Annotated in this window: 14 protein-coding genes; 9 read left to right on the top strand and 5 right to left on the bottom strand. The window is 61.8% G+C overall.

The genetic code is table 11. From position 1 onward, the window contains the following. Positions 1 to 5 precede the first annotated feature (5 nt). The 9 genes from murD to lpxC all read left to right on the top strand — a co-directional run bounded on the left by murD (position 6) and on the right by lpxC (position 10,484). Positions 6 to 1,352, top strand: coding sequence for a UDP-N-acetylmuramoyl-L-alanine--D-glutamate ligase (gene murD / locus IF189_RS23320; RefSeq protein WP_134828047.1), 1,347 nt, complete (start codon positions 6 to 8; stop codon positions 1,350 to 1,352). Next, on the top strand, positions 1,349 to 2,566 hold the full coding sequence (gene ftsW, locus IF189_RS23315) for a putative lipid II flippase FtsW (protein WP_085709351.1): 1,218 nt from the start codon (positions 1,349 to 1,351) through the stop codon (positions 2,564 to 2,566). The genes murD and ftsW overlap by 4 nt, the downstream gene beginning before the upstream one ends. Beyond that, positions 2,556 to 3,626 (top strand): undecaprenyldiphospho-muramoylpentapeptide beta-N-acetylglucosaminyltransferase, encoded by a 1,071-nt coding sequence (gene murG, locus IF189_RS23310; RefSeq protein WP_085709352.1) that lies wholly within the window; start codon positions 2,556 to 2,558, stop codon positions 3,624 to 3,626. The genes ftsW and murG overlap by 11 nt, the downstream gene beginning before the upstream one ends. Beyond that, complete coding sequence (gene murC, locus IF189_RS23305) at positions 3,619 to 5,079, top strand: UDP-N-acetylmuramate--L-alanine ligase (protein WP_085709353.1); 1,461 nt, start codon at positions 3,619 to 3,621, stop codon at positions 5,077 to 5,079. The genes murG and murC overlap by 8 nt, the downstream gene beginning before the upstream one ends. Next, positions 5,076 to 6,050, top strand: coding sequence for a D-alanine--D-alanine ligase (locus IF189_RS23300; protein WP_192552343.1), 975 nt, complete (start codon positions 5,076 to 5,078; stop codon positions 6,048 to 6,050). Before murC ends, IF189_RS23300 begins: the two co-directional genes overlap by 4 nt. Positions 6,051 to 6,054: 4 nt before the next feature. After that, a complete protein-coding gene (locus IF189_RS23295) occupies positions 6,055 to 6,921 on the top strand; it encodes a cell division protein FtsQ/DivIB (RefSeq protein ID WP_085709355.1) in 867 nt (288 codons plus the stop codon). Positions 6,922 to 6,936: 15 nt separating this feature from the next. Further along, on the top strand, positions 6,937 to 8,196 hold the full coding sequence (gene ftsA / locus IF189_RS23290) for a cell division protein FtsA (RefSeq protein WP_065261511.1): 1,260 nt from the start codon (positions 6,937 to 6,939) through the stop codon (positions 8,194 to 8,196). 67 nt (positions 8,197 to 8,263) lie between these two features. Next, complete coding sequence (ftsZ, locus tag IF189_RS23285) at positions 8,264 to 9,460, top strand: cell division protein FtsZ (protein ID WP_085709356.1); 1,197 nt, start codon at positions 8,264 to 8,266, stop codon at positions 9,458 to 9,460. A 112-nt stretch (positions 9,461 to 9,572) separates the two neighbouring features. Further along, positions 9,573 to 10,484 carry a UDP-3-O-acyl-N-acetylglucosamine deacetylase gene (gene lpxC, locus IF189_RS23280; protein ID WP_065261513.1) on the top strand — a complete coding sequence of 304 codons (912 nt, stop codon included), beginning with the start codon at positions 9,573 to 9,575 and terminating at the stop codon, positions 10,482 to 10,484. 198 nt (positions 10,485 to 10,682) lie between these two features. Here the strand turns inward: lpxC and IF189_RS23275 are convergent, their stop codons facing one another. The 5 genes from IF189_RS23275 to IF189_RS23255 form a co-directional block, all read right to left on the bottom strand. Continuing rightward, a complete protein-coding gene (locus tag IF189_RS23275) occupies positions 10,683 to 12,188 on the bottom strand; it encodes a sensor domain-containing diguanylate cyclase (protein WP_192552342.1) in 1,506 nt (501 codons plus the stop codon). A 111-nt stretch (positions 12,189 to 12,299) separates the two neighbouring features. Beyond that, the gene (locus IF189_RS23270; RefSeq protein WP_192552341.1) at positions 12,300 to 13,616 is read right to left on the bottom strand and encodes an OprD family porin; all 1,317 of its coding nucleotides are present in this window, start codon (positions 13,614 to 13,616) and stop codon (positions 12,300 to 12,302) included. Positions 13,617 to 13,812: 196 nt separating this feature from the next. Further along, complete coding sequence (locus IF189_RS23265; protein ID WP_085709734.1) at positions 13,813 to 14,034, bottom strand: hypothetical protein; 222 nt, start codon at positions 14,032 to 14,034, stop codon at positions 13,813 to 13,815. A gap of 289 nt (positions 14,035 to 14,323) precedes the next feature. After that, entirely contained in the window at positions 14,324 to 15,688 is a 1,365-nt protein-coding gene (locus tag IF189_RS23260; protein WP_192552340.1) for a heavy metal sensor histidine kinase, read from the bottom strand. Further along, entirely contained in the window at positions 15,678 to 16,355 is a 678-nt protein-coding gene (locus IF189_RS23255) for a heavy metal response regulator transcription factor (RefSeq protein ID WP_003228008.1), read from the bottom strand. The genes IF189_RS23260 and IF189_RS23255 overlap by 11 nt, the downstream gene beginning before the upstream one ends. Between the last annotated feature and the right edge of the window lie 4 nt (positions 16,356 to 16,359).

Below are 16,359 nucleotides of genomic sequence, written 5' to 3'. Positions count from 1 at the left end.
AACGAGTGTCACTGATCGCTTCTGACCACTTCCGCATCGTTGTCGGCCTCGGCAAGAGCGGCATGTCCCTGGTTCGCTTCCTGGCGAACCGGGGCGTGGCGTTTGCGGTGGCCGATACGCGGGAAAATCCACCGGAACTGGCCACGCTCCAGCGTGACTATCCGCACGTGGAAGTGCGTTGTGGCGAGCTGGACGTCGAGTTCCTGTGCCGTGCCGACGAGCTCTACGTGAGCCCCGGCCTGGCGCTGGCGACCCCGGCCCTGCAAGCCGCCGCGGCCCGTGGCGTGAAGCTGTCCGGCGACATCGAGCTGTTCGCGCGTAACGCGAAGGCGCCGATCGTGGCCATCAGCGGTTCCAACGCGAAAAGCACCGTCACCACCCTGGTCGGCGAGATGGCGGCTGCGGCCGGCAAGCGCGTGGCGGTCGGCGGCAACCTCGGTACGCCGGCGCTGGACCTGCTCAGCGATGACGTCGAGCTGTACGTGATGGAGCTGTCGAGCTTCCAGCTGGAAACCACCGACCAGCTCAACGCCGAAGTGGCGACCGTGCTCAACATCAGCGAAGACCACATGGATCGCTACAGCGGTCTGCCGGCCTATCACCTGGCCAAGCACCGGATCTTCCGTGGCGCGAAACAGTTCGTGGTCAACCGTCAGGATGCGTTGACCCGGCCGCTGATGGGCGAGGGCCAGCCATGCTGGACCTTCGGCCTGACCAAGCCCGATTTCAAGGCGTTCGGCCTGCGCGAAGAGAATGGCGAGAAATACCTGGCCTTCGAATTCCAGAACCTGATGCCGGTGCGTGAACTGAAGATTCGCGGCGCCCACAACCAGTCCAACGCCCTGGCGGCGCTGGCGCTCGGGCATGCGGTCGGTCTGCCGTTCGACGCCATGCTCGCGGCCCTGCGCAACTTCGCCGGCCTCGAACATCGCTGCCAGTGGGTGCGTGACCTGGATGGCGTCGGTTACTACAACGATTCCAAAGCCACCAACGTCGGCGCCGCGCTGGCTGCCATCGAAGGCCTGGGCGCGGACATCACCGGCAAGGTCGTGTTGATCGCTGGCGGAGACGGCAAGGGTGCCGAGTTCAAGGACCTGCGCGATCCGGCGGCGGCCCATTGCCGTGCCGTGATCCTGATGGGCCGCGATTCCGACAAGATCGGCGAAGCCATCGGCGATGCCGTGCCGCTGATTCGCGCCACCACACTGATCGACGCCGTCGAAAAATGCCGTGCCGCCGCCCAGCCGGGTGACGTGGTGCTGCTGTCGCCGGCCTGCGCCAGTTTCGACATGTTCAAGAATTACGAAGACCGTGGTCACCAGTTCGTCCGCGCCGTGGAGGATCTGGCATGAGCCTGCGAAACATCATCAAGCCGTATCCGTCGCCGATCATCACCGGGCGCGGGATCGACCTCGACTTCCCGATGCTCGCCGGTTGCCTGGCGCTGCTCGGCCTGGGCCTGATCATGATTGCCTCGGCATCGACAGAAGTCGGTGCAGTACAGTCGGGCAGCGCTCTCTACTATATGACCCGTCACCTGATCTACGTGGTGCTGGGCCTGGGCGCGTGCATCGTCACCATGATGATTCCGATCGCCACCTGGCAACGCCTGGGCTGGATGATGCTGATCGGTGCGTTCGGTCTGCTGGTGATGGTGATCGTCCCGGGGATCGGCCGTGAGGTTAACGGTTCGATGCGCTGGATCGGCTTCAGCTTCTTCAACGTCCAACCGTCCGAGATCGCCAAGGTGTTCGTGGTGATTTACCTCGCCGGTTATCTGGTGCGTCGTCAGAAAGAAGTGCGCGAAAGCTGGATGGGCTTCTTCAAGCCATTCATCGTGCTGCTGCCGATGGCCGGTCTGTTGCTGATGGAGCCGGACTTCGGCGCAACCGTCGTGATGATGGGCGCTGCGGCGGCGATGCTGTTTCTGGGCGGGGTCGGACTGTTCCGGTTCTCGCTGATGGTGGTGCTGGCGGTGGCGGCGGTGGTGTTGCTGATCCAGATGCAGCCGTACCGTATGGCACGTCTGACCAACTTCGCCGACCCGTGGGCCGACCAGTTCGGTGCCGGTTATCAATTGTCCCAGGCCTTGATCGCCTTCGGTCGCGGCGAGTGGCTGGGTGTTGGGCTGGGCAACAGCGTGCAGAAGCAGTTCTACCTGCCGGAGGCCCACACCGACTTCGTGTTCTCGGTACTGGCCGAAGAGCTGGGCGCGGTGGGCTCGCTGTGCACCGTGGCGCTGTTCGTGTTCGTGTGTATCCGCGGCATGTACATCGGTCTGTGGGCCGAGAAAGCCAAACAGTTTTTTGCCGCTTATGTTGCCTACGGCCTGTCATTCCTGTGGATCGGTCAGTTCCTGATCAACATCGGCGTGAACGTCGGCCTGCTGCCGACCAAGGGCCTTACCTTGCCGTTCCTCAGTTATGGCGGCAGTTCCCTGGTGATCTGCTGCGCCTGCCTTGGCCTGTTGCTGAGGATCGAGTGGGAGAGCCGGACCCACCTGGGCAGTGAAGAGATGGAATTCCATGAGAGCGACTTCGCCGAGGAGCCGAACCATGGGCGCTAACGTATTGATCATGGCCGGCGGTACCGGCGGCCACGTGTTCCCGGCGCTGTCCTGTGCCCGTGAATTCCAGGCGCGGGGCTACACCGTGCACTGGCTCGGCACGCCACGGGGGATCGAGAACGATCTGGTGCCGGCCGCCGGCCTTGAATTGCATCGCATCAACGCCACCGGCCTGCGCGGCAAGGGCAAGCTGTCGTTGCTCAAGGCACCGTTCATGCTGCTGAAGTCGGTGTGGCAGGCCCGGGCGATCATTCGCCGCCTGCGTCCGGTGTGCGTGGTCGGTTTTGGTGGTTATGTGACTGGTCCTGGTGGCATCGCCGCCAAACTGGCCGGTGTGCCGGTGATCGTTCACGAGCAGAACGCCGTGGCCGGCACCGCCAATCGGTTGCTGGTGCCGTTCGCCGCCCGGGTGTGTGAAGCGTTCCCCGACACCTTTACCCTGTCGGACAGCCGCCGTACCACCGGTAACCCGGTGCGCAGCGAGCTGTTCCTCGAAACACCGCGTGCGGCACTGGCCGGACGCAAGGCGCGTTTGCTGATCCTGGGCGGAAGCCTGGGCGCAGAACCGTTGAACAAGTTGCTGCCTGAAGCCCTGTCGCAAGTCGCTGCCGATTTGCGCCCGGAAGTGTTTCATCAGGCTGGCAAAAATCACGATGAAGTGACTGCAGAACGCTATCGCGCCGCCGGCGTGGACGCGCAGGTGCAGCCCTTCATCAAGGACATGGCTCAGGCCTATGGCTGGGCTGACATCGTGGTGTGCCGTGCCGGCGCACTGACCGTCAGCGAGCTGGCCGCCGCCGGTCTGCCGTCGATGCTGGTGCCTTTGCCCCATGCGATCGACGATCACCAGACCCGCAACGCCGATTATCTGGCCCGCGAAGGCGCTGCCTTCCTGATGCCGCAAAGAACGACTGGTGCCGCGGACCTTGCCGCGCGCCTGACAGAGGTCTTGATGCAACCGCAACGACTCGAAGAAATGGCCCGAGCGGCCCGCCGTCTGGCAAAACCCGAAGCCACCCGCAGCGTGGTCGATACCTGTCTGGAGGTGGCCCATGGTTGAGAATCAGAAAGCCATGCCGCAACCGGAAATGCGCCGCATCCGTCGCATCCACTTCGTCGGGATCGGCGGCGTGGGCATGTGCGGTATCGCTGAAGTGCTGCTGAACCTGGGTTACGCCGTGTCCGGCTCCGACCTCAAGGCTTCGCCGGTCACCGAGCGCCTGGAATCCTTCGGTGCACAGATCTTCATCGGCCACCGTGCCGAGAACGCCGCTGCCGCCGACGTGCTGGTGGTGTCGAGTGCCGTGAACACTTCCAACCCGGAAGTCGCGACTGCGCTGGAACGCCGTATTCCGGTGGTGCCGCGTGCCGAGATGCTCGCCGAGCTGATGCGCTACCGCCATGGCATCGCGGTCGCCGGTACTCACGGCAAGACCACCACCACCAGCCTGATCGCTTCGGTGTTCGCCGCCGGTGGCCTGGACCCGACGTTCGTCATCGGTGGCCGTCTGAATGCTGCGGGCACCAATGCCCAGCTCGGCACCAGCCGTTACCTGATCGCCGAGGCCGACGAGAGCGACGCCAGCTTCCTGCACCTGCAACCGCTGGTGGCTGTGGTGACCAACATCGACGCCGACCACATGGCGACCTACGACGGTGACTTCAACAAACTGAAGAAAACCTTTGTCGAGTTCCTGCACAACCTGCCGTTCTACGGTCTGGCGGTGATGTGCCTGGACGATCCGGTGGTGCGTGAAATCCTGCCGCTGGTGAAGCGTCCGACCGTCACCTACGGCTTCAGCGAAGACGCCGACGTGCGCGCCATCAATGTGCGCCAGCAGGGCATGCAGACCTTCTTCACCGTGCTGCGCCCTGATCGCGAGCCGCTGGATGTGTCCGTGAACATGCCGGGCAACCACAACGTGCTCAATTCCCTGGCGACCATCTGCATCGCTACCGACGAGGGCGTCAGCGATGAAGCCATCGTCCAGGGTCTTTCCGGATTCCAGGGTGTCGGCCGACGCTTCCAGGTCTATGGCGAACTGCCGGTGGACGGCGGCAACGTGATGCTGGTCGACGACTACGGTCACCACCCGACCGAAGTCGCGGCCGTGATCAAGGCTGTACGCGGTGGCTGGCCTGAGCGCCGTCTGGTGATGGTCTACCAGCCGCACCGCTACAGCCGCACCCGTGACCTGTACGACGACTTCGTCAATGTACTGGCCGACGCCAACGTGCTGCTACTGATGGAAGTCTATCCGGCCGGCGAAGAGCCGATCCCGGGGGCCGACAGCCGCAAGCTGTGCAACAGCATCCGCCAGCGCGGTCAATTGGACCCGATCTACATCGAGCGCGGTGTCGATCTGGCGCCGCTGGTCAAGCCGCTGCTGCGTGCCGGCGACATTCTGCTGTGCCAGGGCGCCGGTGATATCGGCGGTCTCGCACCGAAACTGTTGAAAAGCGAGTTGTTCGCTGGTGCCGTGGCTGCACCGGTCGAGGGGAAGTTGAAATGACTGCTGCCTACGCCAACCTGTTCTCCACTATTGCCCCGAAAGACTTCGGCCGTGTCGCCGTGCTGTTCGGTGGCCTGAGTGCCGAACGTGAAGTCTCGCTGAAGTCTGGCAACGCCGTACTTTCTGCGCTGCAAAGCGCCGGTGTGGACGCGTTCGGGATCGACGTCGGTGCCGACATTCTGCAGCGTCTGCTGAGCGAGAAGATCGACCGCGCCTTCATCATCCTCCACGGTCGTGGCGGTGAAGACGGCAGCATGCAGGGCCTGCTCGAAGTGGCCGGCATTCCCTACACCGGCAGCGGCATCCTCGCGTCGGCGCTGGCCATGGACAAACTGCGCACCAAGCAGGTCTGGCACACCCTCGGGATTCCGACGCCGCGTCACGCCGTGCTGCGCAGCGAGGCCGATTGTATTTCCGCAGCGACGGAACTGGGCTTCCCTTTGATCGTCAAACCGGCGCATGAAGGTTCAAGTATCGGGATGGCCAAAGTGAGTTCTGCGTCCGAGTTGATCGACGCATGGAAAGCGGCCAGTACCTACGATTCGCAAGTGTTGGTCGAGCAATGGATCCACGGTCCGGAGTTCACCATCGCCACCCTGCGTGACCAGGTGTTGCCTCCTATCGCCCTGGGTACGCCACACACGTTCTACGACTACGACGCCAAGTACATCGCCAACGATACCCAGTATCGGATTCCGTGCGGGCTCGATGCCGCCAAGGAAAAAGAACTCATGGACCTCACGGCGCGAGCCTGCGAGGCGCTGGGTATCGCGGGTTGGGGCCGGGCGGACGTCATGCAGGACGCTGACGGCAAGTTCTGGTTCCTGGAAGTCAACACGGCTCCCGGCATGACCGACCACAGCCTGGTACCGATGGCGGCGAAAGCGGCCGGTCTGGATTTCCAGCAACTGGTCCTGGCCATCCTGGCCGCCAGTGTCGATGCCGATGGCCATAAAGAGGCGCGAGGTTAAGACCATGCAAGGCGCACAGCTCAGACATCAGCCACCCGCTCCCGGCCGCAAGCCGGTGCCGCGGGGTGCCAGCCGAATGGTGGCCAAAGAGCCGATGTCCGCGCGCCTGCCGAAAGCCAATTTCGGCTTTCTGAAAAGCCTGTTCTGGCCGGTGCTGCTGGTGGCGCTCGGGTTCGGTACTTACGAAGGTGCGCAGCGTTTGCTGCCGTATGCCGACCGGCCGATCACCAAGATCGCCGTGCAGGGTGACCTGAGCTACATCAGTCAGCAGGCGGTGCAGCAGCGAATCGCCCCGTACGTGGCGTCGAGCTTCTTCACCATCGACCTGGCCAGCATGCGCTCGGAACTGGAGCAGATGCCGTGGATCGCCCACGCCGAAGTCCGTCGCGTGTGGCCGGACCAGGTGGTGATCCGCCTCGAAGAGCAATTGCCCGTGGCCCGTTGGGGCGACGAGTCGCTGCTCAACAACCAGGGCCAGGCGTTCACGCCCAAGGAACTGGCGAACTACGAACACCTGCCACAGCTGTTCGGTCCGCAGCGGGCCCAGCAGCAAGTGATGCAGCAATACCAGGTACTGAGCCAGATGCTCCGGCCGCTGGGCTTCTCGATCGCGCGCCTGGAACTGCGTGAACGTGGCAGCTGGTTCCTGACCACCGGTGCCGGCAGTTCCGGCCCCGGCATCGAGTTGCTGCTGGGACGCGGCAACCTGGTGGAAAAGATGCGCCGCTTCATTGCCATCTACGACAAGACGCTTAAAGACCAGATTACGAACATTGCGCGTATCGATCTGCGCTACGCCAACGGCCTCGCTGTTGGCTGGCGGGAACCAGTAGCGCCGACGACAGCCCAACCCGCTGTCGCAAAGAATTAAGAAGAGGCAGGACCCATGGCAAACGTGCAAAGCGGCAAAATGATCGTCGGTCTCGATATCGGCACCTCCAAGGTGGTGGCGCTGGTCGGCGAGGTTGCGGACGACGGCACGCTCGATATCGTCGGGATCGGTACCCATCCGTCCCGCGGCCTGAAGAAAGGCGTGGTGGTGAACATCGAGTCCACCGTGCAATCGATCCAGCGCGCGATCGAAGAAGCCCAGTTGATGGCGGGCTGCCGCATTCACTCGGCGTTCGTCGGCGTGGCGGGCAATCACATCCGCAGCCTGAACTCCCACGGCATCGTGGCGATCCGCGACCGCGAAGTCAGCTCGGCTGACCTGGAGCGCGTACTCGACGCCGCTCAGGCGGTAGCGATCCCGGCTGACCAGCGCGTGCTGCACACCTTGCCGCAGGACTACGTGATCGATAACCAGGAAGGCGTGCGCGAGCCGCTGGGCATGTCCGGCGTGCGTCTGGAAGCCAAGGTCCACGTGGTCACCTGCGCCGTCAATGCCGCACAGAACATTGAAAAATGCGTGCGTCGCTGCGGTCTGGAAATCGACGACATCATTCTCGAGCAACTGGCGTCGGCCTATTCGGTGCTGACCGACGACGAAAAAGAACTGGGCGTTTGCCTGGTCGACATCGGCGGCGGCACTACCGACATCGCGATCTTCACCGAAGGCGCGATCCGTCACACGGCCGTGATCCCGATTGCCGGCGATCAGGTGACCAACGACATCGCCATGGCGTTGCGCACCCCGACCCAGTACGCCGAAGAGATCAAGATCCGCTACGCCTGCGCCCTGGCCAAACTGGCCGGTGCCGGCGAGACCATCAAGGTGCCGAGCGTCGGCGATCGTCCGCCACGCGAACTGTCCCGTCAGGCCCTGGCCGAAGTGGTCGAGCCGCGTTACGACGAACTGTTCACCCTGATCCAGGCCGAGCTGCGTCGCAGCGGCTACGAAGACCTGATCCCGGCCGGCATCGTGCTGACCGGCGGTACGTCAAAGATGGAAGGCGCCACCGAGCTGGCCGAGGAAATCTTCCACATGCCGGTACGCCTCGGTGTACCGCACGGCGTGAAGGGCCTGGATGACGTGGTGCGCAACCCGATCTATTCCACTGGCGTGGGCTTGTTGATGTACGGCCTGCAGAAGCAGTCCGACGGGATCTCGTTCTCGGGCATCGGCAGCCGCGACAGCTACAGCAACGACGAGCCACAGGCGCCGTTGCTGGACCGTTTGAAGAAGTGGGTTCAGGGCAACTTCTAAAGCTTTACCGCAACACCGCAACAAAATGCAGTAGGCGAAAAAACTAGAGAATGTAAGGAGAGGGAAAATGTTCGAACTCGTAGACAACATCCCCGCAAGCCCGGTAATCAAAGTTATCGGTGTTGGCGGTGGCGGCGGCAACGCTGTCAACCACATGGTCAAGAGCAACATCGAAGGCGTCGAGTTCATCTGCGCCAACACCGATGCTCAGGCGCTGAAAAACATCGGCGCGCGCACCATTCTGCAACTGGGCACCGGCGTGACCAAAGGTCTGGGCGCCGGCGCCAACCCGGAAGTCGGCCGTCAGGCTGCGCTGGAAGATCGCGAGCGCATCGCTGAAGTGCTGGCCGGCACCAACATGGTGTTCATCACCACCGGCATGGGCGGCGGTACCGGTACCGGTGCAGCGCCGATCATCGCCGAAGTGGCCAAGGAAATGGGCATCCTGACCGTTGCGGTCGTGACCCGTCCGTTCCCGTTCGAAGGCCGCAAGCGTATGCAGATCGCCGACGAAGGCATCCGCATGCTCTCCGAAAGCGTCGACTCGTTGATCACCATTCCCAACGAGAAGCTGCTGACCATCCTCGGCAAAGACGCAAGCCTGCTGTCGGCTTTCGCCAAGGCTGACGATGTACTGGCCGGTGCCGTTCGCGGTATCTCCGACATCATCAAGCGTCCGGGCATGATCAACGTCGACTTCGCCGACGTACGCACCGTGATGAGCGAAATGGGCATGGCGATGATGGGCACTGGCTGCGCCAGCGGTCCGAACCGTGCACGTGAAGCCACCGAAGCGGCCATCCGCAACCCGCTGCTGGAAGACGTGAACCTGCAAGGCGCACGCGGCATCCTGGTGAACATCACCGCCGGTCCTGACCTGTCCCTGGGTGAGTACTCCGACGTGGGTTCGATCATCGAAGCCTTCGCTTCCGAGCACGCAATGGTCAAGGTCGGTACCGTTATCGATCCGGACATGCGCGACGAGCTGCACGTGACCGTGGTTGCCACTGGTCTGGGCGCGAAAATCGAGAAGCCTGTGAAGGTCATCGACAACACCGTTCACACCACCATGGCTTCCGCTCCGGTGCAGCAACAGGCTCCTGCACGTCAGGAACAACCTGCCGTGAACTACCGTGATCTGGACCGTCCGACCGTCATGCGCAACCAGGCTCAGGCCGGTGCTGCGACTGCCGCGAAGATGAATCCGCAAGATGACCTGGACTACCTGGACATCCCGGCTTTCCTGCGTCGTCAGGCTGATTGATGGAATGTATCAGGGCTATGAAGGTGATTGGTGTTCAGCAAAGGCTCGGTCTGCTATTATCGCCAGCCTTTGTTGATACCAGTTCGCAATTTGCGCTGAAGCGGCCCAAGCCATGATTAAACAACGCACACTGAAAAATATTATCCGTGCCACAGGTGTAGGCCTGCACTCCGGGGAGAAGGTCTACCTGACCCTCAAGCCTGCGCCTGTCGACACTGGCATTGTGTTTTGTCGCGCTGACCTCGACCCTGTGGTGCAGATTCCTGCCCGCGCGGAAAACGTCGGTGAAACCACTATGTCGACGACGCTGATTAACGGCGACGTCAAAGTGGACACGGTAGAGCACTTGCTCTCGGCCATGGCTGGCCTGGGCATCGATAACGCCTACGTCGAGCTCTCCGCGTCCGAAGTCCCGATCATGGACGGTAGCGCAGGACCTTTCGTATTCCTGATTCAATCGGCAGGCCTGGAAGAACAGGACGCCGCCAAGAAATTCATCCGCATCCTGCGTGAAGTGACAGTGGAAGACGGCGACAAGCGCGCCACTTTCGTCCCTTTCGACGGATTCAAGGTGAGCTTCGAGATCGATTTCGATCACCCGGTATTCCGGGACCGCACCCAAAGTGCAAGCGTGGATTTTTCCAGCACTTCGTTCGTAAAAGAAGTCAGCCGCGCCCGTACTTTCGGTTTCATGAGTGATATCGAGTACCTGCGCAAGCACAACCTCGCACTCGGCGGCAGCGTTGAAAACGCAATCGTGGTCGATGCCGATGGCGTACTGAACGAAGACGGCCTTCGCTATGAAGACGAATTCGTGAAGCACAAGATCCTCGATGCAATTGGCGACCTGTACCTGCTGGGCAACAGCCTGATTGGTGAGTTCAAGGGCTTCAAGTCCGGCCACGCACTGAACAACCAGCTTCTGCGCAAACTGATTGAGCAGAAAGATGCCTGGGAAGTCGTGACGTTCGAAGACGCCAGCACTGCACCGATCTCTTACATGCGCCCGGTTGCGGCAGTGTAAGTAAAAAACCTCTCTAGTTTTTTGAAGGCCACCTTTGGGTGGCCTTTTTTTATGCCTGCAGGTTTTGCATTAGCTGTACCAGCCTCATCGCTGGCAAGCCAGCTCCCACAGAGTTTGGGGTGTATTGATGATTTGTGAATAACCAGGAACGTGTGGGAGCTGGCTTGCCAGCGATGGGGCCAGAAAGGCCGCCCCGGCTCAAGCCATGACAACCCGGTTCCGGCCACCTTCCTTGGCCTGATACAGCGCCCGGTCCGCCGCGAACAACAGTTGCTCCAGACTGATTTCACTCGCCACCGTCCAGGTGCTGATCCCGATGCTCACCGTCATCGGCATTTCATCGCCCTCCATACGCGGCAATTGCTCGACCGCAGCCCGCACATGCTCGGCTATCTGCTGCGCGCCGACGCTGTCGGTCTCGGCCAGGATCACCGAGAACTCTTCACCGCCATAACGCGCCACCAGATCTGCCGGGCGTCGCACATTGGCGGTAATGACCCTGGCCAGTTCACGCAGCGCTTGATCCCCGGCCTGATGTCCGTGCCGGTCGTTGAAGGCCTTGAAGTGATCGGCGTCAATCATCAGCAACGATAGAGATTTGCCCGAGCGTTGGGCGCGAAACCACTCGTGCCGCAACGACTGATCAAGCATGCGCCGGTTGGCGACACCGGTCAGGGCATCGGTGGCGGCCAGTTGCGCCAGTTCTCGTTCGGCGCGTTGGCGCAGGCGCAGTTCCCGGGCCAGCAGCCAGGTCAGCCACAGCAGACCGAGGCAGAGTACGCCGGTGGCGCCGCTGATCAGAATCGCCGTGCGCTTCCACGCGCCGAACACTTCCTCGCTGGATAGCGCGACGATCACCGTCAATGGCAGGTTGCCGACCTGGGAGTACGTGTACAGCCGTTGCTGGTGATCCATGCTCGAAATGCTGTTGAAACTGCCATTGCCGCTGCGGTCGCGCAGAATCCGCACCACATTGGGACGGGCGGCGAAGCTCTTGCCGATCGAATCACTTTGCAGATAAGGCTTCTGGGCCAGAAGGATGCCGTCGTTGTTGATGATGTTCAGCGTGCTGTCGACGCCGATGTCGAGGCTGTTGAACAACTGGTCGAAGTAATCGAGCTTCATTGACGCCACCGCTACGCCCAGGAATTCCCCGGTGTCCGAGGAAATGCGCCGGCTGAAACTGATGCGCCACTGGTTGGCGTCGTCGCAGTCGCAACGGGGTTTGAACGGGCGGCTGATGAACATGCCGGCGTCGCGGTTGAAGGCGTGGGCGAGGAAGTAGTCGCGGTCGGCGAAATTGCCCGGCAGCGGTTCGACCCGCGAGGAATCGGCGATGACCTCGCCATGCTTGTCGAGCAGCAGGATGTCGCCCTTGAAGCGCGCCGTGGTGGAGCGGTCGAACAGCGCCAGATGGCGGATCTGCGGTGACACGTTTTTCAGGTCGTCGCGCTGGGCGGCGGCGATCAGCCCTTGAAGGGTCAGGTCGTACAGTTCGACGGTGCGCAGCACATCGGCGTCGATCAGTTGGGCGATGGTGGTGGCGCTGCGAGTCGCCGACTCCTGAGCATTGGCGTGCTCGCGAATCAGCAGAAAAGTGACGATGCACACAATCGCGAACACGCTCAGCAGACTGCCGAGAATCAGCAGCAGTTCGGGACGTCCGGTCTTGCCCGCAGCAGGTGGGGTACGGCTCGCGATCATGGTTGGTTATCGGTTGAAGAGTCTTATAAGCGTAGTTGTACAAACGTCGCTGCCGCACACGCAAGAAAAAGGCCAGCGCATAAGGCTGGCCTTTCAACTGTAGCGCCGATCTTAGAAGACGTTGATCGGGTAGTCGATGATCACGCGGTATTCATCGGTATCCGTGTCCAGCGCGCCGTAACCGTTGCCGCCACGGTTGGTCGCCCACTGCAGGCGTACCGCCAGGTCTTTGGCCTGACCGCTCTGCACCACGTACTTGAGATCGATGTCGCGTTCCCAGTGCTTGGCGTTGCGGCCTTCGGCGCTGTACCACGCGGCGTAGCCCTTGCTGTCCGGGTCGACCTTGGTCAGGTCCAGCGTGCCGCGGGAGTAGGACACCGCCGAGGTCAGGCCGGGAAGACCGACGCCAGCGAAGTCATAGGCGTACTTGAGTTTCCAGGAGCGCTCGTTCGGGCCGTTGAAGTCCGAGTATTGCTGGGAGTTGTCGAGGTAGATGCTGTCGCCCTGGCTGATGTAGTCGAACGGCGTGTTGCCGTTGACCCGCTGGTACGCGGCGGTGACGCTGTGGCTGCCGATGCCGACGGTGAAATGCAGGCTGTAGGTGTTGTTGTCGATGTTGCCCAGCAGCGCGTCGCCGGTGTCCTGGGTGTGATAGAAGTGCAGGCCCGGGTTGAGGGTCACCAGATCGTTCAGCGCCCAGGTATAGTCGAGGTCGTAGTAGTACTGGTTCCAGATGTCCTTCAGCTCGGCGGCGTACAGGTTGCTGGTCAGGCCTTCGACGCCGCTCCAGGACACACCGGCCCAGTTCAGGTGCTGGCTTTTATCGCCCTCGGCCAATGTGCCGTACGAGGTGCCGATGCGTTTGTGGCCGCTCTGGTTGTACGGCTTGGTGAAGCTGGCCTGGCCGCCTTCGATCATCCAGCCGTCGAAGCTGTGGTTGGTCAGGCTGACGCCACGGAAGGTCTGCGGCAGCATGCGGCTTTCACCGCCGGCGATCACCGGGTTGGTGAGGAACAAGTCGCCGGCCTTCAGCTCGGTATCGAACGCGCGCATTTTCAGCGTGCCGCCCGCCGTGGAGAACGAGCCCGGAGCTTTGCCGTTGCCATCGCTGACCGGCAGGATGCTGGAGTTGTCCGTGCCGCCACCACCGTCGAGTTTCAACCCGAGCATGGCGTGGGCATCAATGCCGAAGCCGACTGTGCCTTCGGTGTAACCCGACTGGAATTTGCCGAGAAAACCCTGGCCCCACTCGATGTTGTCGTCCGCTTTCTGCAAGCGGTTGCGATTCATGTAGTAGTTGCGGGCGTTGAGGTTGAGGCTCGAACCTTCGACAAAACCTTCCTTTTCGGCTTCGGCGGCGTGGACGGTGGGGGCAATCGTTGCGGCGATTGCAATGAACAGCGGGGTAAAGCGGACTGGGTAACGCACTTGCGGTAAAGCTCCTTGGGTCAACTGACACTTCAATGTCTTGAGGTGCGGGATGTTTCTAATTGTAAGAGACGAACCGGACCGCTTTCACACCACAACGAAAAAAGGCCACTGAAAATCAGTGGCCTGGAAGGACGACGGTTGAACGGGAAGAGCCAAACAACCGCGTCGAGGGAAACGTTGCGTGGTGCGTGACTCAGCTGTCTTTCTCGGCTGCCTGAGCCTGGGAAGTTGCAGCCTGAGGGGCTTGCGTGGCGTCTTGAGCCTTGGCCATCACTTCTGCCTGATGCTGTTCGAATGCGTGAGCGCGAGCGGCATTCTGCGCTACGAACGACTGCGATTCTTCAGCCATCGCCATCGGCGACAGGATCAATGAGGACAAAACGAAAGCGCTGGCAATACCCATACTGTTGGACATCTTGAAAACCTTCTTGCTTGGCAAGTGCTGTTTGGTGCGGGCAAAGATAAGGTCGCCGGGCACCGGGAAACAGCGCGATTTTCATAAATGACTGTTACAGCAAAAGCAAAAGTCCCCCCCTCACCCCAGCCCTCTCCCCCAAGGGGGAAAGGGAGCAGGTCGGGGCCTTTTCAAAGCTTGAGTACGACTCGAGCCTTCAGGTCGGCGTACTTCGAAAGAACAACTCGGTCAGTCCCCTCTACCTCCGGGAGAGGGTTAGGGTGAGGGGGCGATCTGAAGCTGCCCACATTCAAACTGGCAAATGAATCCCGAAAGTGTTCATCCCCCGATCACTACGCACAAACACATCCCCCCCATGCATCAGCGCAATCGCCTTGACGATCGCCAGCCCCAGGCCATGGTTGTTGCCACTGTTGCTGCGCGACGCATCGACCCGGTAGAAGCGCTCGAACAGCCGTGGCAGATGCTCGCCGGCAATCGGCGCACCGGGGTTGGCCACGCCGATGCTGACCTGATGTTCCTCGACCGTGATCTGCACTTCGATCACCTGTCCCGGCGCGGTGTGTTGCACGGCGTTGCTCAACAGATTGATCAATGCCCGGCGCAGATGGGCGATCTCGATCTGCACCTGTGCGTCGCCACTCACATGGACCTGGACCTGTGCATCTTCGAGGATGAAATCGAGGTATTCGAGGGTGGTCGCTACTTCGTCGGCCAGCGACGTCGAGGTCAGTTTGGTGGCCTTGCTGCCCTGATCGGCGCTGGCCAGAAACAGCATGTCATTGATGATCGAGCGCAGGCGTTCCAGTTCTTCGAGGTTGGATTGCAGCACTTCGAAATAATGCTCGGCGGAGCGCCCGCGAGTGAGGGCGACCTGGGTCTGGCCGATCAGGTTGGTCAGCGGCGAGCGCAGCTCATGGGCCACGTCGGCGTTGAACGATTCCAGCCGTGAATACGCCTGTTCGACCCGCTCCAGCGTCGAGTTGAACGAGTCAACAAACTGTTCCAGCTCCGGCGGCAGCGGCGACAGACGCAGACGCCCGGCCCGCAGCGGTGGCGCCAGGCGTTGGGCCTCGTGGGACAGTTTGATCAACGGCTTGAGGCCGATTCGCGCCACCCAGTAACCCAGTGCCGAGGCCAGCAAGACGCCGACAATCGCCAGGCCGATCAAGGCGATCAGCAGGTTGTGCTGGGTCTGGTGAAAGGTCTCGGTATCGATGCCGATCATGAAGCGCAGCGGCGGGCGTTGATCCTTGGCCGGGAACTGGCTGACCAGCACTTTCAACGGGTAGGGCTGACCGGGCAATTGCAGGTCGCGCATGCCCAGCGGGCCATTGGCGAAGTCGCGAATCTGCGGGGTGAAGTCGCCGTACTCGTACTGCGGATCGCCGCTGCTGATCCAGAAACTGATGCGCTTGTCTTCTTCGCCGAGCAGCTTGAGTTTGCTGTTGATCTTGACCCAATGCTCGGGCGTGCCATAACGGCCGACCGTGGATTCGAGCACGCTGTAACGCGCATCCAGCTCGGCTTCCGGCAACAACCCCAAGCCCTTGTCCACTTGTTGATAGAGCGCGCCACCGATTAACAGGAACACCAGCAACGCCACCAGCGTGAACATGCCGCTCAGGCGCAAAGCGATGGAGTTACTGGACACCACGGCTCTCCAGCACATAACCCATGCCACGGATGGTGTGCAGCAGTTTCTCGTCGAACGGCCCGTCGAGCTTGGCCCGCAGGCGCTTGATCGCGACTTCGACGACGTTGGCGTCGCTGTCGAAATTGATGTCCCAGACCATCTCCGCAATCGCGGTTTTCGAGAGGATTTCGCCCTGACGCCGGGCCAGCACGCTGAGCAGCGAAAACTCCTTGGCGGTCAGGTCCAGCCGGGTGCCGGCACGGGTGGCCTTGCGACTGATCAGATCGATCCACAGGTCGGCGATGCTCACTTGCACCGGTTCATGGCCGCCACTGCGGCGGGTCAGGGCTTGCAGGCGCGCCACCAGTTCGAGGAAGGAAAACGGCTTGCCGAGGTAATCGTCAGCGCCGTCACGCAAACCCCGGATCCGGTCTTCGACCCGTTCGCGGGCGGTGAGCATGATCACCGGCGTCTGCTTGCGCGCACGCAAGGCGCGCAGCACGCCAAAGCCATCGAGGCCCGGCAGCATCACGTCAAGGACGATCACCGCGTAGTCGCTTTCCAGCGCCAGGTGCAGGCCCTCGACGCCGTCGCGGGCCAGATCCACGGTGTAACCCTGTTCCGTCAGGCCGCGGTGCAGATAGTCCGCGGTTTTCTCTTCGTCTTCGATAATCAGGACGCGCATGACC

The sequence above is a fragment of the Pseudomonas sp. IzPS59 genome (assembly GCF_014863505.1).
GTDB classification, from domain to species: Bacteria; Pseudomonadota; Gammaproteobacteria; order Pseudomonadales; family Pseudomonadaceae; genus Aquipseudomonas; species Aquipseudomonas kribbensis.
Note: the sequence above shows the minus strand (reverse complement) of the source record. Positions and strands in the feature narration are given on the sequence as shown.